The sequence below is a fragment of the Winogradskyella sp. PG-2 genome (assembly GCF_000828715.1).
GTDB lineage: Bacteria > Bacteroidota > Bacteroidia > Flavobacteriales > Flavobacteriaceae > Winogradskyella.
On the sequence record NZ_AP014583.1, the window covers coordinates 2,060,948 to 2,081,315 of the forward strand.

Below are 20,368 nucleotides of genomic sequence, written 5' to 3' on the forward strand. Positions count from 1 at the left end.
TCGTTCTATTAAAATTCATCAGTAACACAGCCTTTAGAAGCTGATGAAACTGTTTTTGCATATTTATAAAGCACACCACGTTCAAACTTCAATTCTGGTGCTTTCCAATTCTGTCTTCTTTTTTGTAATTCTACTTCAGAGACTTCCACTGAAATGGTGTTTGTTTCTGCATCTATTGTTATAATATCTCCATCTTCAACAAAGGCCAATGTTCCTCCTTCTTGCGCTTCAGGCGTAATATGTCCTACGACAAAACCATGAGTTCCGCCAGAAAAACGACCATCTGTAATTAAGGCGACATCTTTTCCTAAACCTGCTCCCATAATAGCAGCAGTAGGTTTTAGCATTTCTGGCATTCCTGGACCTCCTTTTGGACCTTCAAAACGAATAACGACTACATCTCCTTTTTCTACTTTCCCATCTCTTATGCCATAATTGGCTGCATATTCACCTTCAAACACTTTTGCCTTTCCTTTAAAACTTAAGCCTTCCTTTCCAGTAATCTTTGCAACACTTCCTTCGGTTGCTAGATTTCCGTAGAGCATTCTTAAGTGTCCAGATATTTTGATAGGCTCTTCTATGGGCTTAATGACATCTTGACCTTCAGTTAAATCTGATACATCTAATAGGTTCTCAGCAATTGTTTTTCCTGTAACAGTTAAACAATCACCATGAATCAATCCTTTTTTAAGAAGGTATTTTAATACAGCTGGAATACCTCCAACTCCATGCACATCTTCCATTAAGTATTTGCCACTTGGTTTTAAATCTGCAAGGAATGGTGTATTGTCACTTATATCCTGAAAGTCTTTAAGTGTAAAATCTATTTGAGCTGCTCTTGCAATAGCTAAAAAGTGAAGTACTGCATTTGTAGAGCCACCTAAAATAGTTACTAGTCTCACGGCATTCTCAAGAGATTTTCTTGTGATGATGTCAGAAGGCTTGATATCTTTTTCGAGTAAAACTCTTAAAGCTTCTCCAGCTCTTATAGATTCTTGTTTCTTCTCATCACTTAGTGCCGGATTAGAAGAGTTGAATGGTAGCGTCATACCTAAAGCTTCAATTGCAGAAGCCATAGTATTTGCTGTATACATTCCTCCGCAAGCGCCAGCTCCAGGACATGCTTTTTCAACTATATTTTGATATTCATTTTCTGTCATGGTTCCAGCAACTTTGCTTCCCCAAGCTTCAAAAGCTGAAACGACATCTAATTTTTTTCCATTATGGCAACCAGAATCAATAGTTCCTCCATAAACTAAAATTGATGGACGATTTAAGCGAATCATTGCCATCAATGCACCTGGCATATTTTTATCACAACCAACAACAGTAACCAAGCCGTCATAACTCATAGCTTGTACTACAGTTTCCATAGAATCTGCAATAATATCTCTTGAAGGTAAAGAGTAGCGCATTCCTGGAGTTCCCATAGAAATTCCGTCACTTACACCAATAGTGTTGAAAATTAGTCCAACAACATCTTCATTCTTTGTACCTTCTTTGACCAATTTTGCAAGGTCATTGAGGTGCATATTACAAGGATTTCCTTCATAACCTGTACTGGCAATACCGACAATTGGTTTAAAAAAATCTTCTTTTGTTAATCCAATAGCATGCAACATTGCCTGAGCAGCTGGTTGTGTTGGATCTTGTGTAACAGTTTTACTGTATTTGTTTAATTGACTCATAGTTTTAATATGGCAAAAATGACTTGCTAAATCTAAATTACTTGTTATGTTATATTTTATAGTCTATTGTTCTTTTTTTTAATCTAAATTCAACACTGGTAACGATTAATTAAATATCTGTTTATCAATTGTTTAGATAAATATAAATATGATGTTCAAGTGTGTTAATTTTTTGCATAAAAAAAGCCTTCCGATTAAGGAAGGCTTAAAATAAATTTATGTTTAATTCATCATAGCATTCCTTGGCTTCGTGAAATAACCACGACGCTAATAATAGATGTGATAAAAATGACTTGTTTACTCATTGTTGATTCTAATATTGGAAAAGAATTTTTAATGCCTAAACTTTAGGAATAAAATTATTCTATTTTAAGTAGCTAGTAACCATAATCAAAAACGTTTTCGGTTCATAAATCGATTATTCAAAGGAATATAATTCTTGTCGACTAAAAATTATTTTTAACTTATTGCCATTAAATCGACTTCTTATGAATAGAAAAATACTTGTATGGTCTATTACTGCTGCGCTTGCAGGTTTTCTCTTTGGATTTGATACTGTGGTGATTTCTGGTGCTGATAAAAAGCTACAAGCTCTATGGGGTTCTTCAGATGCTTTTCATGGTTCGGTAGTTATGGCTATGGCTTTGTGGGGAACTGTTGTTGGTGCATTATTTGGTGGCATTCCCACTAATCGATTAGGCAGAAAACAAACTTTAATATGGATAGGAATTTTCTATTTAATATCTGCTATCGGTTCTGCCTTAGTTAACGACCCATATAGTTTTGCTTTTTTTAGATTTTTAGGTGGTATTGGAGTTGGAGCCTCAACGATTGCAGCTCCTGCATATGTCTCGGAAATTTCACCTGCAAAAGATAGAGGGCGATTAGTTGCTTTATATCAGTTTAATATTGTTTTGGGCATATTAATAGCATTTTTATCTAACTACCTACTTAGAAATATTGGTGAAAATGCTTGGAGGTGGATGATTGGTGTTGAAGCTTTTCCTGCATTAATTTATACGTTTTTAATTTTTACGGTACCTAAAAGTCCTCGTTGGTTAATTTCTAAGCATAGAGATGAAGAGGCTAAAGAGGTTTTAGAACTTATTAATCCTGATGGAAATGCAGATGAATTAATGGAAAATATAAAGGTTGAAAGTCAAAGTCATTCTAAAGGGGGAAATATCTTCATGAAGAAATATCGTTTTCCGTTAATGTTAGCATTTTTAGTAGCTATGTTTAATCAGTTTTCGGGTATTAATGCGTTTTTATATTATGCACCAAGAATTTTTGAAGAAGCTGGTCTTGGAGAGAGCACAGCGCTACTGAGTAGCATTGGTATTGGTATTACTAATTTGCTGTTTACTTTACTGGGTGTGTTTTTAATTGATCGACTTGGTAGAAAAGTACTAATGTATATCGGGTCAATTGGTTACATCATTTCGCTATCATTAGTCTCAATGGCATTTTTTTTAGAATGGGAAGGATTGGCAGTACCTATATTTCTATTTCTTTTTATTGCCTCTCATGCCATTGGACAAGGAGCTATTATTTGGGTTTATATTTCTGAAATTTTCCCAAATCATTTAAGAGCAAGTGGTCAATCTTTTGGCACCTCTACACATTGGGTTTTAGCAGCAATAATTCCTTCATTGGTGCCTGTTTTATTTTCGAGTATAGGTGCAGGAACCGTATTTATGGTATTTGCCATAATGATGGTATTTCAATTGTTGTTTGTGATTTTAATGATGCCAGAGACCAAAGGAATTTCATTAGAAGAGTTAAGTAAAAAATTAATTCGAAGTGATAAGTAAAATTAGATGAAAAAAATTGTATGCTTTGGCGAAATATTATGGGATGTTTTTCCTGCTCATAAAAAAATTGGAGGCGCACCTTTAAATGTAGCTCTACGACTAAAGTCTTTTGGCAATGAGGTTGTTGTAATAAGTAGCGTAGGTCAAGATTCTGATGGAAAAAAGTTGTTAGATTTTATAAAGGAAAGTAATGTCAATTGTGATGAAATTCAAGTAAATAAGGAATATAAAACAAGTCATGTAAAAGTGATGCTAGATAATAAAGGTTCGGCATCATACACTATTGAAAAACCTTGCGCTTGGGATTATATAAAACTTACTGAAAGTTCTAAAAGATTAGTTGAAGAATCGGATGCATTTATTTTTGGGAGCCTCGTTACTCGAATAGATTTTTCTAGAGCGACTTTATTAGAGCTATTAGAATTTTCAAAATTTAAAGTTTTAGATGTTAACCTTAGAGCACCTCATTACGATATTGATTTTTTGAAGGAACTCATGGAAAAATCTGATTTTATTAAATTTAATGATGAAGAGCTTTTAGAGTTTTGTGAGTATTTCAATTTTAAATCAGATTGTATAGAAGAACAAATTAAGTTTTTGTCAAAGGTTACTAATACTAGTCAGATATGTGTGACTCTTGGGAGTGAAGGAGCAATTTTATTTATTAATAATTCTTTTTATAGAAGTTTAGGTTATAAGGTAATAGTTAAGGATACAGTTGGGTCAGGTGATTCATTTCTTGCAACTCTCATTGATGGATTATTGAGTAATAATCAACATCAAGATTCTATAAATTTGGCCTGTATTATTGGCGCTTTAGTTGCTTCAAAAAATGGAGCAAACCCAATTATAGAGATAAATGAAATACAATCTATTAAGCAAACATAAAATCAGCAAGAATTTCTAATAATTAATTCTGTGTCAATAATTATAGTTTTATGAGTAATGGGATGTCCTTTTTGCTTACAATCTATTTCGTGAAATAAAACTTCTACAGATTTTTCTCCAGTTTGTTTCGCATTTTGTTCTACTGAAGATAGGGTTGGTGTTATTACGGTTGACATGAACCAATTACTAAATCCTAATACAGCTACTTCTTCAGGTATTTTTATTTTCTTTTCGTTAAGGTAATTGATTACTCCAATGGCTGTCAAATCTGTAATTGTACAGATAGCATCAATAGTTTTACCATGATCATTAATTAGCTTTTCAGCATTGTTGTAACCTTCATTGAAATCTGCATTAGGACATGTGTAAACTAAGGAATAATCAAATACTATATTATTCTCCTCTAAAGCTTTTTTATAGCCAAGAAATCGATCAATAGAATTTTGTGGATTTAAATCTCCTCTAAAATAAGCTATGCGTTTATAACCTTTTTTAATTAAATAAGATACAGCGTCATAAGATGCTTTTTTATCATTAATAATAATTTTGGAACAATTAATAAGTTTAGTGATTTTGTCAAATAAAACTAGAGGGATGTCGTAATCAATAATTTTTTGTAAGTGATTAAAATCATTTGTGCTATTAGATAGAGAAATTAAAATACCATCAACCCCTTTATTTATTATAAATCGACCTGTTTTTTTCTAAAGTAGCATCTTCATTAGATTGCATTAACATTACCATATACCCTCTATCTTCAGCTTCTTTTAAAATCGTATCAATAACACTAGAAAAATAATAGTGCACCATACTTGGGATAATGACACCTATAGTTTTAGATTCTTTGCTTCTGAGGCTTTGAGCAAAAGCATTTGGAGAGTAGTTAACAGATTCTGCTAATTCTAAAACACGTTGTTTAGTTTTTTTACTTACATCAGGATAATTTTTTAGAGCTTTAGAAACTGTAGAAATAGAGATGTCTAAAGTTTTAGCAATTTGCTTTAATGTTATCTTCTTCATTCTATAAAATACAATTCTAAGCTTAAAAATTAAAATTTAATTACAATATGTAAAAAAAAGATATTTTGAAAAAAAATATTCCATTTATACATAAATATATAGTAAATTAATACTTTACGAAAACCTTTTCGTAATTTTTTTGAGGGTTTTTATTCAATTCATTTTGCTGAATCTTTAAAAAAATGCAATTTGCTTCTTTATTTAATAATAAATTAACATTTTTTTATTAATTTGTTAAAAAACTAATTAAACTAACTAAATATGACACAAAATCTTTTGAGAAAAATTGTATGTAGTTTTTTCTTTGTTTTAGGAGGATTACTATATTCCCAAACTGTGACAGGTACTGTCTCAGACGCTTCAGGTCCATTACCTGGCGTAAACATTATTGTTAAAGGTACCACAAATGGTACTCAGACAGATCTTGATGGAACTTACACTATTAACAATGTTGAATCAGAAGACATTCTTGTTTTTAGTTATATTGGTTTTAAAACTCAAGAAATTCCTGTTAACGGACAAACGACTATTAATGTTACATTAGCTGATGATGCTGCTGGATTAGATGAAGTAGTTGTTATTGGTTATGGTAGTACGACTGTAAAAGATGCTACTGGAGCAGTTACTGCAGTTAAAGCAGAAGATTTTAACGGTGGTATTATTTCTTCACCAGAGCAACTTATCCAAGGTAAGACAGCTGGTGTTCAAATTACATCTGCAAGTGGTGAACCTGGAGCTGGTATTTCTATAAGAATTCGAGTTTCTAACTCTATTAGATCAAATAATAATCCTTTATTTGTTGTAGATGGTATACCATTGTCTGATGAAGGTACAACACCAGCAGCTGGCGGTATCGTAGATGGAGGAGATACAGCAAGAAATCCATTAAACTTTATTAATCCTAATGATATAGAGAGTATATCAGTATTGAAAGATGCTTCTGCAACTGCTATATATGGATCTAGAGGTGCAAATGGTGTTGTTATAATAACAACAAAAAGTGGTAAAAAAGGAAAAGGCGGCGTATTTGAGTTTAACACAAATATTAGTCATTCTTCTGCAGCAAATCGATTTGATTTATTTGGAGCAGATGAATATAGAGCTCGTCAATTAGCCATAACAGGACAAGCTCTACCAGCAGTAGATGATGTTGGTGGAAATACTGATTGGCAAGATGTGATTACCAGAAAAGCACTTTCTATTACTAATAATCTTTCTTATTCTAGAAACTATGGTTCTGGTAATATTAGAGGTACTTTTTCTTACGGAAAGCAATTAGGTGTCTTAGAAAATTCAGGACAAGAGCGTATTACAGGAAGAATTAATGCAAGTAATAGATTTTTAAATGATAAATTACGTGTAAACGTTCAATTATCTGCATCTCGAGTTAACGACGAAGCGCCACAAATTAGTGGTCAGTCTGGTGCTAGTGGAAATTTAATTGGTGCAGCATACGCAGCACCTCCTACATGGCCTAATAATCCAAATTTTGCTGTGGATGGGAATCGCTTGAACCCAGCAAACATTTTGGAAAATTATCTAGGGGAAACTAAAACGAACAGATATCTTCTTAATGGATCTGTTGGCTATGATATAACAAATGAATTTGCAGCTAAGGTTAATTTAGGTTATGATTACTCTGATGCTTTCGCAACATCTGCGGTAAGTAGTAATTATAACAACAGTGGTCGTATCACTGGAAATGGTCAAGCTTCAAGAAATACTTTAGAAGCAACAAGTAAATTATTAGAGGCAACATTAGCTTATAAGAAACAACTTGACAACGTTACAATTGATGCGTTAGCGGGTTATTCTTTCCAAGATTTTAGAAGACAAGGTTATAACTCACAAGGTTGGGGAAGCGCTCGAAGCGATTTAAACGGAATGAATGATGCCTTAGAAAACGCAATAAATGAGATTGCAGGATCAATTACTCAACCTTATCAACAATTTGGTTACGACTCTAATGGGAATAATTGGTTAAATAGTATAATACCATTTGATGATTCAGGATCTTTACCAGCAGGATTTGGATCTGGTTATCGTTCTTTATGGGTTGACACTTTTGATAACACAGATGAGTTACAATCTTATTTTGCGCGTGTGAATGTGTCTTTAAACGATAAATATTTATTTACGGCAACAATGAGAGCTGATGGGTCTTCTCGTTTTGGTGAAAATAACAGATATGGTTATTTTCCATCGGGAGCATTTGCATGGAAAATTAACGAAGAGGATTTTATAGGTGATAAGATTTCAACTTTAAAATTACGTTTAAGTGCTGGTGTTACTGGTAATCAAGGAGGTCTAGGATATGCTAACTATTTAAAAAGACGTCGTTTTGCAGGGCCAGGAATATCTAACGATGGGACAGTAGTTGATCCAGGTGTAGAAACGATTTCTCAAAATAACCCAGATTTAAAATGGGAATCTACAACTGACTTTAATGCAGGTTTAGATTTTGGATTTAATAATGACCGTTTAAGAGGTTCTCTAGATTTTTACAGAAAAGAAACGAAAGATTTATTAATAAGACGGGCGGCAGCTGCACCTGCTTTTGATCCATTCGTATTTATTAACCTTCCTAATGGTACAGTAATCAACCAAGGTGTTGAATTTGCTTTAGGATACGATTTTATTCAAAAAGAAGATACGAGCTTCTCTGTTAACTTTAATGTTGCTTATAATAAGAATACTGTTGAAGGGTTAGAAGGTTTTGAAGCTGACTTTGCAGCGTTAAATGGACCAGGTCTTACTGGAGCTTTTGCACAAAGATTAGGTGAGGGACGTTCTTTATTTTCTTATTATTTAGCGGAATATAATGAAACTAACGGTACACCAGATTTTGATTCAACAGATAAAAGTTTTATTGATAAAGATGCTTTACCAGATGTAACGACAGGATTGTCATTAAACTTTAGCAAAGGTAATTTTGATGCTAGCGCTTATTTTACAGGTCAATTTGGTTTTTACGTATATAATAATACAGCCAATGCATTTTTGAATGGACCAACATTTGCGACTTCTAGAAACGGAACACCTGAAGCACTTGATTTACAATCTCAAGAAGTTTCAACATTGTATCTAGAAAAGGGTGATTTCATAAGATTGCAAAATGTATCAATAGGTTATAATGTTCCTTTAAGTGGAGACGGAGGATTACAATCCCTAAGATTTTCTTTAAATGGTCAGAACTTATTTTTAATAACTGATTACAGTGGTTTAGATCCAGAAGTATCTTCTAATACTGGTGATTTAGGAAGTGGAATTCCTAGTGCTGGAATCGATTATTTATCTTTTCCAAGAGCTAGAACATTCACTTTAGGAATTAATGCGAAATTTTAAAAAAAACAACTATGAAAAACTATTTTAATTTAAAAACAAAGATTTTAGTCCTTTCTGTCCTATGCATTGGGTTATCTTCTTGTACTGATTTAGAAGTTGAACAAACAGATTCAGCATTAGATACAGAATTTACTGGAATTGAAACAAATGATGAATCTGAATCACAAGTATCTGCAATGTATAATAGCATTAGAGGATATGTTGGAGATCAAGCAAATTTATTCGCATTGAGTGAAGTAACTACAGATGCGTTATTAATTCCTACGAGAGGATCTGACTGGGGTGATAATGGAATTTGGAGACAATTACATCAACACTCTTGGACACCAGACCATGCTTTTATTACTAATGTATGGAACCAGTGGAATGAGTTGCAACTTACAGCAAGTGAGGTTTTAGATTCTAGATCTGTAGCCTCTACTGAAAGTGTAGGACACGCACATTTTTTAAGAGCATTAGGAATGTTTGTTATATTAGACAATTTTGGGCAAATTCCTTTCAGAGATACAACTTTAAGCCCGCTTACAAACCCAGAAGTACTAACAGGTGCTGATGCTGTTAACTTTATTATCAGTGATTTAGAAAATGCAATATCAGATATGCCAAGTGCTAGTGCAGGTGGAGATAACGTAAGGGGTTCTAAAGCTGCTGCTAGGTATTTATTAGCAAAAGTATTACTTAACAAGCATGTATATACAAGCGGCTCACCTGACGCGGCAGATATGTCTAGAGTAGTAACTTTAGTTGATGCTATCGGAGCTGACGGTTTTGCTGCTCAAGCTGGTTATTTTGATATTTTTAGAGAAAGTGCTGATACTGAAACAGTATGGTATGTGAATACTGGTGTAGGTAACCGTATTTTTAATGGACTACATTATAACTCTACTTCTGCAGGAGGTGGTGGTTGGAATGGATTTAGTACACTCGCAGAATATTACGACCTATTTGAAGGTGATATGAACAACAATAGAGTGGATGCTAGTGGAAATCCACTTGATGGTCAAGAAGAAAGACGTGGGGGTGTTCCTCCGTCTGGTGATGTTTCTGGGACTGAAGGTTCTAATGTAGGTTTTGGTTACTTAATTGGTCAACAATATAATGTAGATGGTACACCACTAAACGATAGATCTGGTAATCCATTAAGTTTTACAAGAGAATTTACTAATGCTGCTACAGGAGAATTAAGTTTAACAGATAATGACGAAGTAAGTGGAATAAGAATGATGAAGTATAATCCTCGTTATGGAGGATTTACTGAGCATGAAATATTCTTCAGATATTCGGATGCGCATTTAATGAAAGCTGAGGCTATTATGAGAGGTGGTGCTTCTGCAGATACACCATTAGGACTTGTAAATCAATTAAGAGCCCTTAGAAATGCAAATGGTAATACACCACCTTTAGGTAGTTTATCTGAACAAGATTTAATAGACGAAAGAGGAAGAGAATTATACATGGAATTTTGGAGACGAAATGATTTAATTCGTTTTGGTCAGTATACTAGAGATTGGCAGTTTAAAGATGCAAGTGCTGTAGGAAATTCTGAAAAGCATGTTTTCCCTATTCCAGCAAGTCAGGTAATACTTAATCCTAATTTAACACAGAATCCAGGTTACTAACCTATTTTCATAACAATTATTTACAAAGAGAGCTTTTTTAAAGCTCTCTTTTATATTAAAGTCATCTAGTTTACTTTGAGAAACGTTTTTTATATTCTAATTGTTTTTTGTTTTTATTCATGTAAAAATGAATTTAATCAAGACACACTATTTACAGAGGTTGCAGAATCTAACATAGAATTTAATAATACATTAGAGTATTCAAAGGAATTAAACATACTTAATTATTTATATTTTTATAATGGTGCAGGTGTCGCTATAGCAGATTTTAATAATGATAGATTAAGTGATATTTATTTTACAGGAAACCAAGTTTCGGATAAACTTTATTTAAATAATGGTGATTTTCACTTTAAAGATGTTACTGAAGTAGCTTATATAAATAACAATGAAGGTTGGACAACTGGTGTAACCACTGTAGATATTAACCAAGATGGCTTAATGGATATATATGTATGTAAGGTCAGTAAACACCTAAACCTTGAAAGTCACAATCTGTTATACATAAATCAAGGTACGAATGATGATGGTATTCCTCAATTTAAAGAGCAAAGCCAACTGTATGGATTAAACTTTTCGGGCTATTCTACTCAAGCTACTTTTTTTGATTACGATTTGGATGGTGATTTAGATATGTATTTACTTAATCATTCACTTTATCCTAACAGTAATTACGGTACAGGGAAAAAGCGTTTAGGTTTTGATGTTTCAGCAGGAGATAGATTGTTTAAAAATGATAATGGTTATTATAAAGATATATCAGAAGAAGCAGGAATTTATCAGGGAACTATAGGTTATGGGTTAGGTATATCTGTAAGTGATTTAAATAATGATGGCTATCCGGATTTATATATTGGGAATGATTTTTTTGAAAACGATTACTTATACATTAATCAACGAGATGGCACATTTAGAGAGATTAATGCAGATGACTCAGCTTTAGGGCATACGTCACATTTTTCAATGGGTAATACGATAGCAGATATAAATAATGATTTAAAATCAGATATCATTTCTATGGATATGCTTCCAGAAGATCTGAAAACTTTAAAGAGTGCAGCAACAGAGTATAACTATCCTATTTATCAGCGATATATTAAAAATGGCTATAATCATCAATTTATGCAAAACACCTTCCATCTTAATCAGGGTAATGGTAAGTTTTCAGAAATTGGTTTTTTAAGTGAAATTGCAGCTACAGAATGGTCTTGGTCACCTTTGACCGCAGATTTTGACAATGATGGGCTAAAAGATCTTTATATTACCAATGGTATAAAAGGGGTTACAAATGATATGGATTTTATAAATTTTATATCAAATAAAACCATACCTAAGCATTTGGGTTCAGACATTACTTATACGTCTAAGGATATCATAAAAAAATTACCACAAAAAAAAGTACCCAACTATATATTTAGAAATATTGATGGTTTAACATTTGAGAATGTTACAGAACAGTGGATGGCTAAAAAGCCAACATTTAGTAATGGTGCAGCGTATTCTGATTTGGATAATGATGGGGATATAGATATTGTTGTAAATGAAGTGGATGAACCTGCTAACATTTATGAAAACCATACTTCAGAAAAGAAAGCAAATGATTATATAAAAATTGCATTTAAGGGCAGTCAAAAAAACAGAAATGGAATAGGATCAAAAGTTATTATTTATACAAAGCATAAGAGGTTGATGGGAGAAAATTATACCACTACAGGTTATCTTTCTGCTAAAGAACCATATTTACATTTTGGACTTGGAACAGATTCGAGTATAGATTCTATACAAGTTGTTTGGCCCACTAAAGTATGGCAAACCATTGTGGAACCAAGAATGAATGAAAGTCTAACAGTAAATTATTTGGATGCAAAAGGTGATTACTACAAGGATATAAAGCTTTCTGATAAAAATTATTTAAGCTCAATTAATTCCCTCATAACCTATACTCATAAAGATCAAGAAACTTTAGATTTTAGTAGAGATCCATTATTGCCATATAGTTTGTCTAATAACGGACCTGATATAGAGATAGGAGATTTAAATAATGATGGCTTAGAAGATGTTGTTATTACTGGTGCAAAAAAACAAGCTGCTGAGGTTTGGATTCAAAACAAAGAACAAAAATTTAAAAAATTAGAATCAATAGCTTTAAATAATGATGCGATTAGCGATGATACAGCGATTGCATTAGTAGACGTTAACGGAGATGGCAAAAAAGAAATTATCATAGCAAGTGGTGGTAATGAATTTAAACGAGGTAAAGCTATAATACCTAGATTGTATTATTTTAATAATGGTGAAATTGTAAAGGATTCTACTCAATTTAAAGACGTTGAAGTAAATGCGTCTAAAGTTTCAGTTTTAGATATAGATAACGATGGTGATAAAGATATTTGTATTACTGCAAATGTAGAGCCTCATCAATTTGGTGAAACACCAAAGCAATACATTTTTGAAAATAATGGTAAAGGAAATTTTGAGGATGTTACTGACCAGATATGTAAAGATTTTAGAACCATAGGTAATGTATATGATATTGTCTGGAAAGATTTAGATAGTAACGGATTTAAAGATGCTATTGTGGTTGGGCATTGGATGCCGATTACCATTTTTATGAATGACGGCAAAAATTTAAATATATTAAATTCCAAAGAGTTGGCAGATACATCTGGATGGTGGAATACATTAATAGCTGAAGACTTTGATAACGATGGAGATATTGATATCATAGCTGGAAATTGGGGACTGAATACAAGACTGAGAACAAGTGAAGCAGAGCCTATAAATTTATACAGACAAGATTTCGATGATAATGGTTCAAAAGAAACAATAGTGACTTATTATTATAAAGGTGTCGAAACCACTATTGCTAATAAAGATGAATTAGTAAAGCAATTACCTAGACTAAATAAAAACTTCCTTTCTTATAACACCTTTGGTGAAGCCACCATTGAAGAATTGTTTGGTAAAAGTCAATTAAAAAGCGCAAATCAAAAACAGGTGTTTGTATTAGAATCTTGTTATTTTGAAAATGTTGGAAACTCAACTTTTAAAACACATAAACTTCCTTTATTGACTCAAAATTCATCCATTAACCACATATTAGTAGATGATTTAAATTCAGATGGATACAAGGATGTTATTTTGACGGGTAATAATTTCGAAATAAGCACGCAACTTGGACGTTTAGATGCATCCCATGGCATTGCATTAATCAATGATAAAAAGGGCTTTTTTAACACTAAAAATTTGCCTTTATTTGATATATTTGGTCAGGTTAGAGACATAGAGCCATTAATACTCAATGATGAAAAAATCTATGTAGTTGGACGAAACAAAGACAGTCTTTTATTCTATAAAAAACAAAATTAAAAATGCTCAAATTCAAGAGATATAATCTTATCCATATAGTTTTTATTTTCGCTTTAATGAGTTCTTGTGACTCTGAGAAAAAGACTATAGTTTCAGAGATAAAAGAGACTACATTATTTACCTTGTTGCCCTCAGATGAAACAGGTATAAAATTCACTAATAAAATTGAAAATCAAAAGAACTTCAATATTTTCAAATACCGAAACTTTTACAATGGAGGTGGTGTCGCTATAGGAGATATAAATAACGATGGACTCCCAGATATTTACATGACCGCCAATATGGGTGAAAACAAACTTTTCCTTAATAAAGGAGATTTAAAGTTTGAAGATATTACGGAATCAGCAGGTGTAAACGGTAATAAACCATGGTCTACAGGAGTGGTTATGGTAGATATTAATGCGGATGGATTATTAGATCTTTATGTAAGTAATGCAGGTAATATGGAAGGTAATAATCATGATAATGACCTGTACATAAACAATGGTGATTTAACATTTACAGAAAAAGCAAATGAGTTTAATCTTGCTAAAACAGGCTTTTCTACACATGCTACCTTTTTTGATTATGATAAAGATGGTGATTTAGATGCTTACATTTTAAATAATAGTAATATACCAGTAAGTAGTTTAGGCTATGCAGAACAAAGAGATGTTAGAGCTCAAGATTGGGAAAATGTACCTCACATATTTAGAGGAGTGGGTGATATGTTATTGAGAAATGATGGTGATACTTTTACAGACGTAAGTGAAGATGCTGGTATCTACGGAAGTCTTATCGGTTTTGGGTTAGGTGTTATGGTCACGGATATTAATCACGATTTATATCCAGATTTGTATGTGTCTAACGACTTTTATGAGCGCGATTATTTATATATCAATAACCAAGATGGCACTTTTAGAGAAGCAATAAAAGAGTACACACCACATCTTTGTTTATCTGCTATGGGTGTAGATATTTCAGATATAAATAATGATGGACTTCAAGATATTTTTATAACAGATATGTTACCTGAAAAAGAAGAGCGGGTAAAGGCGGTTATGGAGTTTGAAGGTTATAACATATTTGAGTTAAAGCAGCAAAAAGATTTTCATCAACAGTATATTCAAAATACATTACAATTAAATAATGGTAATGGGTCTTTTTCTGAAATTGCATACTACAGTGGTGTAGAAGCTACAGATTGGAGTTGGGCAGGTTTAATTTTTGATATGGATAATGACGGTTTTAAAGATATTTATGTGACCAATGGCATTAATCATGATCTTACAGATTTAGATTTTGTTGACTTTTTTGCTAATGAAATTGTTCAAAAATTGGCGCTTACAGGTAAAAAAACAGCTATCGATTCTATTATAGAGAAAATGCCAATTAAACCTTTGCCAAATTATGCTTTTAAAAACAATAAAGACCTCACCTTTAAAAATGCTTCGAAAGATTGGGGAATGGAACAACCAGGAATGTCAAATGGTGTGGCTTATGGAGATTTAGATAATGATGGTGATCTAGATGTTGTAGTTAATAATGTGAATATGGAGGCTTTTGTATATCAAAATAATACAGAATTTATTACTGAAAACAATTTTGTAAAACTCAGATTAGCTGGCGCAGATAAAAACCCTTTTGCAGTTGGAGCAAAAATTAAATTATATTTTGAAAATAATGAAATATATCAAGAGTTAACACCATCTAGAGGATTTCAATCGTCAATGGAATATCCCTTAACTATTGGTTTAGGTGAGACTGCAACCATAGATTCTATAAGAGTTATTTGGCCAAACAATACCACACAATTATTAAAAAATATTGAATCTAATTCCACTTTAAAGTTAAGTCAATTAGAGGCTAATGAAAAATACGTTCCCCAAAATGAAGAGTCACAAAAACCATTCTTACAGAGTCTTGAAAACAAAGGATTAATTGCACATAAAGAAAATAATTTCAACGATTTTGATTATGAAGGTTTGATTGCCAATAAGTTATCTCAAGAAGGGCCAGCTATGGCCATTGGTGATATAAATAATGATGGTAATGATGATGTTTTTGTTGGTGGTGCGAAAGGACAGTCAGGAATAGTATACTATCATAAAGGACATGGTATTCTAAGTAATAAGTATCAAGACGTATTTGCTAAGGATGCTTCTTTTGAGGATACAGCAGCGTCGTTTTTTGATGTAGATAATGACAATGATTTAGATCTTATAGTAGGGACTGGAGGTAATGAACTTACTGAAAAAAACAAAAAAGGACTTAGGCTATACATAAATGATGGAAAAGGTAATTTCAGTAAGTCAGAGAAAGAGCTGCCACAATCTTTTACCAATATCTCAGTAATTGCACCAAATGACTTTGATAACGACGGAGATATTGATGTTTTTATTGGATCAAGAAGTGTTACAGGTATTTATGGAATTAACCCCAAACATTTGTTTTTAGAAAATCAAGGTGAAGGTAATTTTGCTGATGCTACTGAGAAAATAGCATATCACATAAAAGATGCAGGTATGATTACAGATGCCATTTGGAGTGATATAAATGGTGATGGTAAAACTGATTTAATAACAACTTCAGACTGGGGAACGGTAAATACATTTTATAACAACGGAAAACAGTTAGGTATTGCTGATACGTCTTTAGATAACTTAAATGGTTGGTGGAATACCATATACGCTGAGGACTTAGATAAAGATGGAGATATCGATTTAGTATTAGGAAACAATGGTACTAACATCCATTACAAACCAAAAGATAATTCACCACTAAAAATGTGGATTAATGATTTTGATAACAATGGTACTATTGAGCAAATTATTACGCAGCATAGAGATGGAAAAGATTATCCACTGCACCAAAAAAAGGAAATCACAGCACAATTAGTATCTCTCAAAAAGCAAAATTTAAAAGCTTCAGATTATGCAGTAAGAGCAATAGATGAATTATTTTCTAAGGATTTACTTGATAATGCTATAGTAAAGCAAGTTGATATTGCTGAAACCGTAATCGCTATAAATAACGGTGAAGGTAATTTTGATATTAAACCTTTACCAAACAGAGTTCAGTTTTCTTGTGTATGCGATATTACATGCTCGGATGTAAATAATGACGGAAATTTAGACATCATAATGGCAGGAAATAATTATGAATATAAACCTCAGTTTTCACGAATAGATGCTAGTTATGGTCACGTACTTTTAGGTGATGGCGACTTAAATTTTGAATGGCAAGATTATAAGACGAGCGGTTTCTTTGTTAAAGGAGAAGTCAAACAAATTCTGCCATTAAAAGATAAAGACGGAAAATCTTATTTCATAACTGGAATTAATAATAGTCAACCAAAATTATTTCTTAAAAATGAATAAATTTTGTTGCTACATATTGCTATTACTTATCTGCACAAATTGTAAAGACAAAGACCAGTTGTTTGATAACTTATCTGCCACAAATCAAGGTATAGATTTTATAAATACAGTCACAGAAACAGATAACCTAAACATACTTGATTACCTTTATTTTTATAATGGTGGTGGTGTAGCTGTAGGTGATATAAACAATGATGATTTACCAGATATTTTTCTTTCGGGTAATCAAGTTAAAAACGCACTATACTTAAATAAAGGTAACCTACAGTTTGAAAATATTTCGAAAAAAGCTGGAATTGAAGGCATAAGTAGTTGGAATACAGGTGCTGTAATGGCAGATATAAATAACGATGGCTTTTTAGATATTTATGTTTGCGCTGTTGTTGGCATTAAAGGGTTTACAGGGTATAACGAACTCTTTATAAACAATGGTGATAACACATTTACAGAACAATCTAAAAAATATGGGCTAGACTTTGATACTTACAGTTCTAACGCTGCTTTTTTAGATTATGACAATGATGGTGATTTGGATATGTATTTATTGAATCACGCAGTGCATACACAAGAATCATATGGACATGCCGATTTAAGACAAAATAGAAATCAGCAAACAGGAGACAAATTATTAAGAAATGATGACGGCTTTTTTACTGATGTAAGTGAGGAAGCAGGGATTTTTGGTGGAGCTAATAGCTATGGATTGGGTTTAGCAGTAAGTGATTTTAATAAAGATGGTTGGCCAGATATATATATTGGTAACGATTTTCATGAAGACGACTACTTCTATTTAAATAATGGAGATGGAACGTTTAAAGAATCACTTAGAGATTATTTTGGACATACAACACGATTTTCAATGGGTAATGACGTTGCAGATATTAATGCAGACGGATGGCCAGATTTAATATCTTTAGATATGTTACCAGAAGATGAATTGGCTTTAAAGAGCTCAGAAGGTGATGATAATATCCAGACTCAAAAGATGCGAGTTACTCAATACGGTTATCATTATCAGTTTACAAGAAATATGCTGTATTTAAATCGTCCAGATAGTCATTTTGAAGAAGTAGCGTTACAAGCGAACATAGCAGCAACGGATTGGAGCTGGAGTGCATTATTTGCAGATTTCAATCACGACGGGAATCAAGATTTGTTCATATCTAATGGCATACCAAAACGTCCAAACGATATAGATTATATAAAGTTTATATCGAGTAATCAAATTCAACAAAAGATAAATAACACTAAATTAGTTGACCAAAAAGCACTAGATATGATGCCTTCTGGTAAGGCTCATAATTATATCTTTAAAGGTTCAGATAAATTAAAATTTACCGATATGTCTGAGCAATGGATATCTAATGATACCCTTGCCTCAGCAGCTACAGCATTGGCAGATTTAGACAATGATGGCGATTTAGATATTATTATAAATAACCTTAATAATTCACCTTCTTTGTATATCAATACAACAAAAACTGAGACAAACTATCTAAAAATAAAACTTAAGTATTCTGATAAAAACACATTAGGAATAGGGACTAAATTATATGGGTATAGTAATGGGAAAGTTCAGTATAGAGAGCTATATACCGTTAGAGGTTTTCAGGCATCGTCTCAGCCCATAGCGCATTTTGGTTTAGGGAATTCGAATCAATTAGATTCTTTAAAAATAGAATGGCCAAATGAGACTTACCAAATATTATATGATGTTAAAGCGAATCAGACTAAGATAATAACTCCAGAAAACATACAAAAAACAATCAGCCCAACGCTTACTAAAGATAAGCCTTTGTTTAAAAGGGTAGAAGGTAATTTAGGTATAAATTTTAAACATGAAGAAGATAACTATTCCGATTTTCTAAGACAAAAATTAATGCCGTATCAGGCTTCAGATAAAGGACCTGCTGTAGCCTTAGGCGATATAAATAACGATGCTAAAACGGATGTATTTTTTGGAGGCTCTAAACGTATAAAAGCACAATTGTTTGTTCAGAATGACTCTGCATTTGTGCCTTTTCCTGATGCTAATTTTGAATCGTTAGCTATAAAAGAAGATGTAAAAGCTGCTATTGCCGATTTTAATGGGGATGGTCAAAATGATATATTCATAGGTACAGGAGGTGCTGATTTTTATGGTAAATCAAAATCACTTTTAGATACATATGTTATTAATAATGATAGTGTATTTGAAATTGGAGAACTTCCCGAGATGTACCAAAACTCCTCTGTTGTAGCACCTTATGATATCGATAATGATGGCGATCTTGATGTGTTTGTAGGTAATTATATGATTACTTCAGATTTTGGGAAATTACCAGAGTCTACTCTTCTAATTAATAATGGTGGAAGCTTTACAGCTAAAAAAATGGAAACAGGAATGGTTACAGATGCCATTTGGGACGATTATGATAATGATGGTCAAAAAGACCTTATTGTTGTAGGTGAGTGGATGACACCAAAATTCTTTAAAAATCAAAATGGTCAACTAAAAGAATCTAATATCATAAATCAGAAGATAAAAGGTTTGTGGCAAGCTATTCAGCCATTTGATATTGATAAAGATGGTGATATGGATTACCTCTTAGGTAATTGGGGATTAAACTCAAAATTTAAGGCTTCAGAAGATTATCCTCTTAAAATGTTTTATGCAGATTTTGATGATAACAAACAAACTGAAACTATAATATGTATAGAGAAAAATGAATCTTATTATCCTTTGGTTGGTCTAGATGATTTAGCTGGACAGTTAGTTTCATTAAGAAAAAAATTCAATACTTATAAAAGTTTTGCAGGTAAGTCCATAGAAGACATATTTGATAAAAAGACACTATCAAAAGCTGGAGTACTTGAAGTAGAAACCTTGCAATCTGGATACCTCAGAAATGAAGATGGAAAATTTTCTTTTGTACCTTTCAATGAGGCGTTACAAACAGCACCAATTTTAGTATTTTTGGAATCTGATTTTGATGCAGACGGTGAAACAGAAGTATTAACTGCTGGTAATTACTTTGGTGTAAAACCTTACCATGGAAGATTTGACGGGTTTTCTGGTGCGTTATTAGAAAATGATGAAGATATAACTCTGGGTTACAGATTAGGACTTAATTTAAAACATAAATCCGTAAGACATTTAAGCCTTTTAAATGCCTTTGGTAAAAGTTATGTATTAGTAACATATAATAATGATGCCGCTGAGGTATATGAAATTTTAAAACCATGAAACGAGCATCTTCAAAATTTTGTCAGTCAAGAATAATTAT

Annotated in this window: 10 protein-coding genes; 7 read left to right on the top strand and 3 right to left on the bottom strand. The window is 32.5% G+C overall.

The window, feature by feature from the left end; translation table 11 throughout:
• Window positions 1-8 precede the first annotated feature (8 nt).
• Entirely contained in the window at window positions 9-1,688 is a 1,680-nt protein-coding gene (gene ilvD / locus WPG_RS09155) for a dihydroxy-acid dehydratase (RefSeq protein ID WP_045471601.1), read from the bottom strand.
• 488 nt (window positions 1,689-2,176) lie between these two features.
• Here ilvD and WPG_RS09160 point away from each other — a divergent pair, with 488 nt between their 5' ends.
• The gene (locus tag WPG_RS09160; RefSeq protein WP_045471604.1) at window positions 2,177-3,502 is read left to right on the top strand and encodes a sugar porter family MFS transporter; all 1,326 of its coding nucleotides are present in this window, start codon (window positions 2,177-2,179) and stop codon (window positions 3,500-3,502) included.
• A gap of 6 nt (window positions 3,503-3,508) precedes the next feature.
• Window positions 3,509-4,390: a carbohydrate kinase family protein gene (locus WPG_RS09165; RefSeq protein ID WP_045471607.1), complete on the top strand. Its 882-nt coding sequence runs from the start codon at window positions 3,509-3,511 to the stop codon at window positions 4,388-4,390.
• A 2-nt stretch (window positions 4,391-4,392) separates the two neighbouring features.
• Here the strand turns inward: WPG_RS09165 and WPG_RS09170 are convergent, their stop codons facing one another.
• Window positions 4,393-5,076 (bottom strand): substrate-binding domain-containing protein, encoded by a 684-nt coding sequence (locus WPG_RS09170; protein WP_316929991.1) that lies wholly within the window; start codon window positions 5,074-5,076, stop codon window positions 4,393-4,395.
• Window positions 5,066-5,410: a LacI family DNA-binding transcriptional regulator gene (locus tag WPG_RS18885; protein ID WP_316929932.1), complete on the bottom strand. Its 345-nt coding sequence runs from the start codon at window positions 5,408-5,410 to the stop codon at window positions 5,066-5,068. Before WPG_RS18885 ends, WPG_RS09170 begins: the two co-directional genes overlap by 11 nt.
• A gap of 261 nt (window positions 5,411-5,671) precedes the next feature.
• Here WPG_RS18885 and WPG_RS09175 point away from each other — a divergent pair, with 261 nt between their 5' ends.
• The 5 genes from WPG_RS09175 (at window position 5,672) to WPG_RS09195 (ending at window position 20,328) form a co-directional block, all read left to right on the top strand.
• Window positions 5,672-8,755, top strand: a complete 3,084-nt coding sequence (locus WPG_RS09175; protein WP_045471610.1) for a SusC/RagA family TonB-linked outer membrane protein — start codon at window positions 5,672-5,674, stop codon at window positions 8,753-8,755.
• 11 nt (window positions 8,756-8,766) lie between these two features.
• Window positions 8,767-10,374, top strand: coding sequence for a RagB/SusD family nutrient uptake outer membrane protein (locus WPG_RS09180; RefSeq protein ID WP_045471613.1), 1,608 nt, complete (start codon window positions 8,767-8,769; stop codon window positions 10,372-10,374).
• Between the two features lie 75 nt (window positions 10,375-10,449).
• Window positions 10,450-13,743 (top strand): VCBS repeat-containing protein, encoded by a 3,294-nt coding sequence (locus tag WPG_RS09185; protein WP_052471205.1) that lies wholly within the window; start codon window positions 10,450-10,452, stop codon window positions 13,741-13,743.
• Between the two features lie 2 nt (window positions 13,744-13,745).
• Window positions 13,746-17,102, top strand: a complete 3,357-nt coding sequence (locus WPG_RS09190; RefSeq protein ID WP_045471616.1) for a VCBS repeat-containing protein — start codon at window positions 13,746-13,748, stop codon at window positions 17,100-17,102.
• The gene (locus WPG_RS09195; protein ID WP_045471619.1) at window positions 17,095-20,328 is read left to right on the top strand and encodes a VCBS repeat-containing protein; all 3,234 of its coding nucleotides are present in this window, start codon (window positions 17,095-17,097) and stop codon (window positions 20,326-20,328) included. Before WPG_RS09190 ends, WPG_RS09195 begins: the two co-directional genes overlap by 8 nt.
• Window positions 20,329-20,368: the final 40 nt, after the last annotated feature.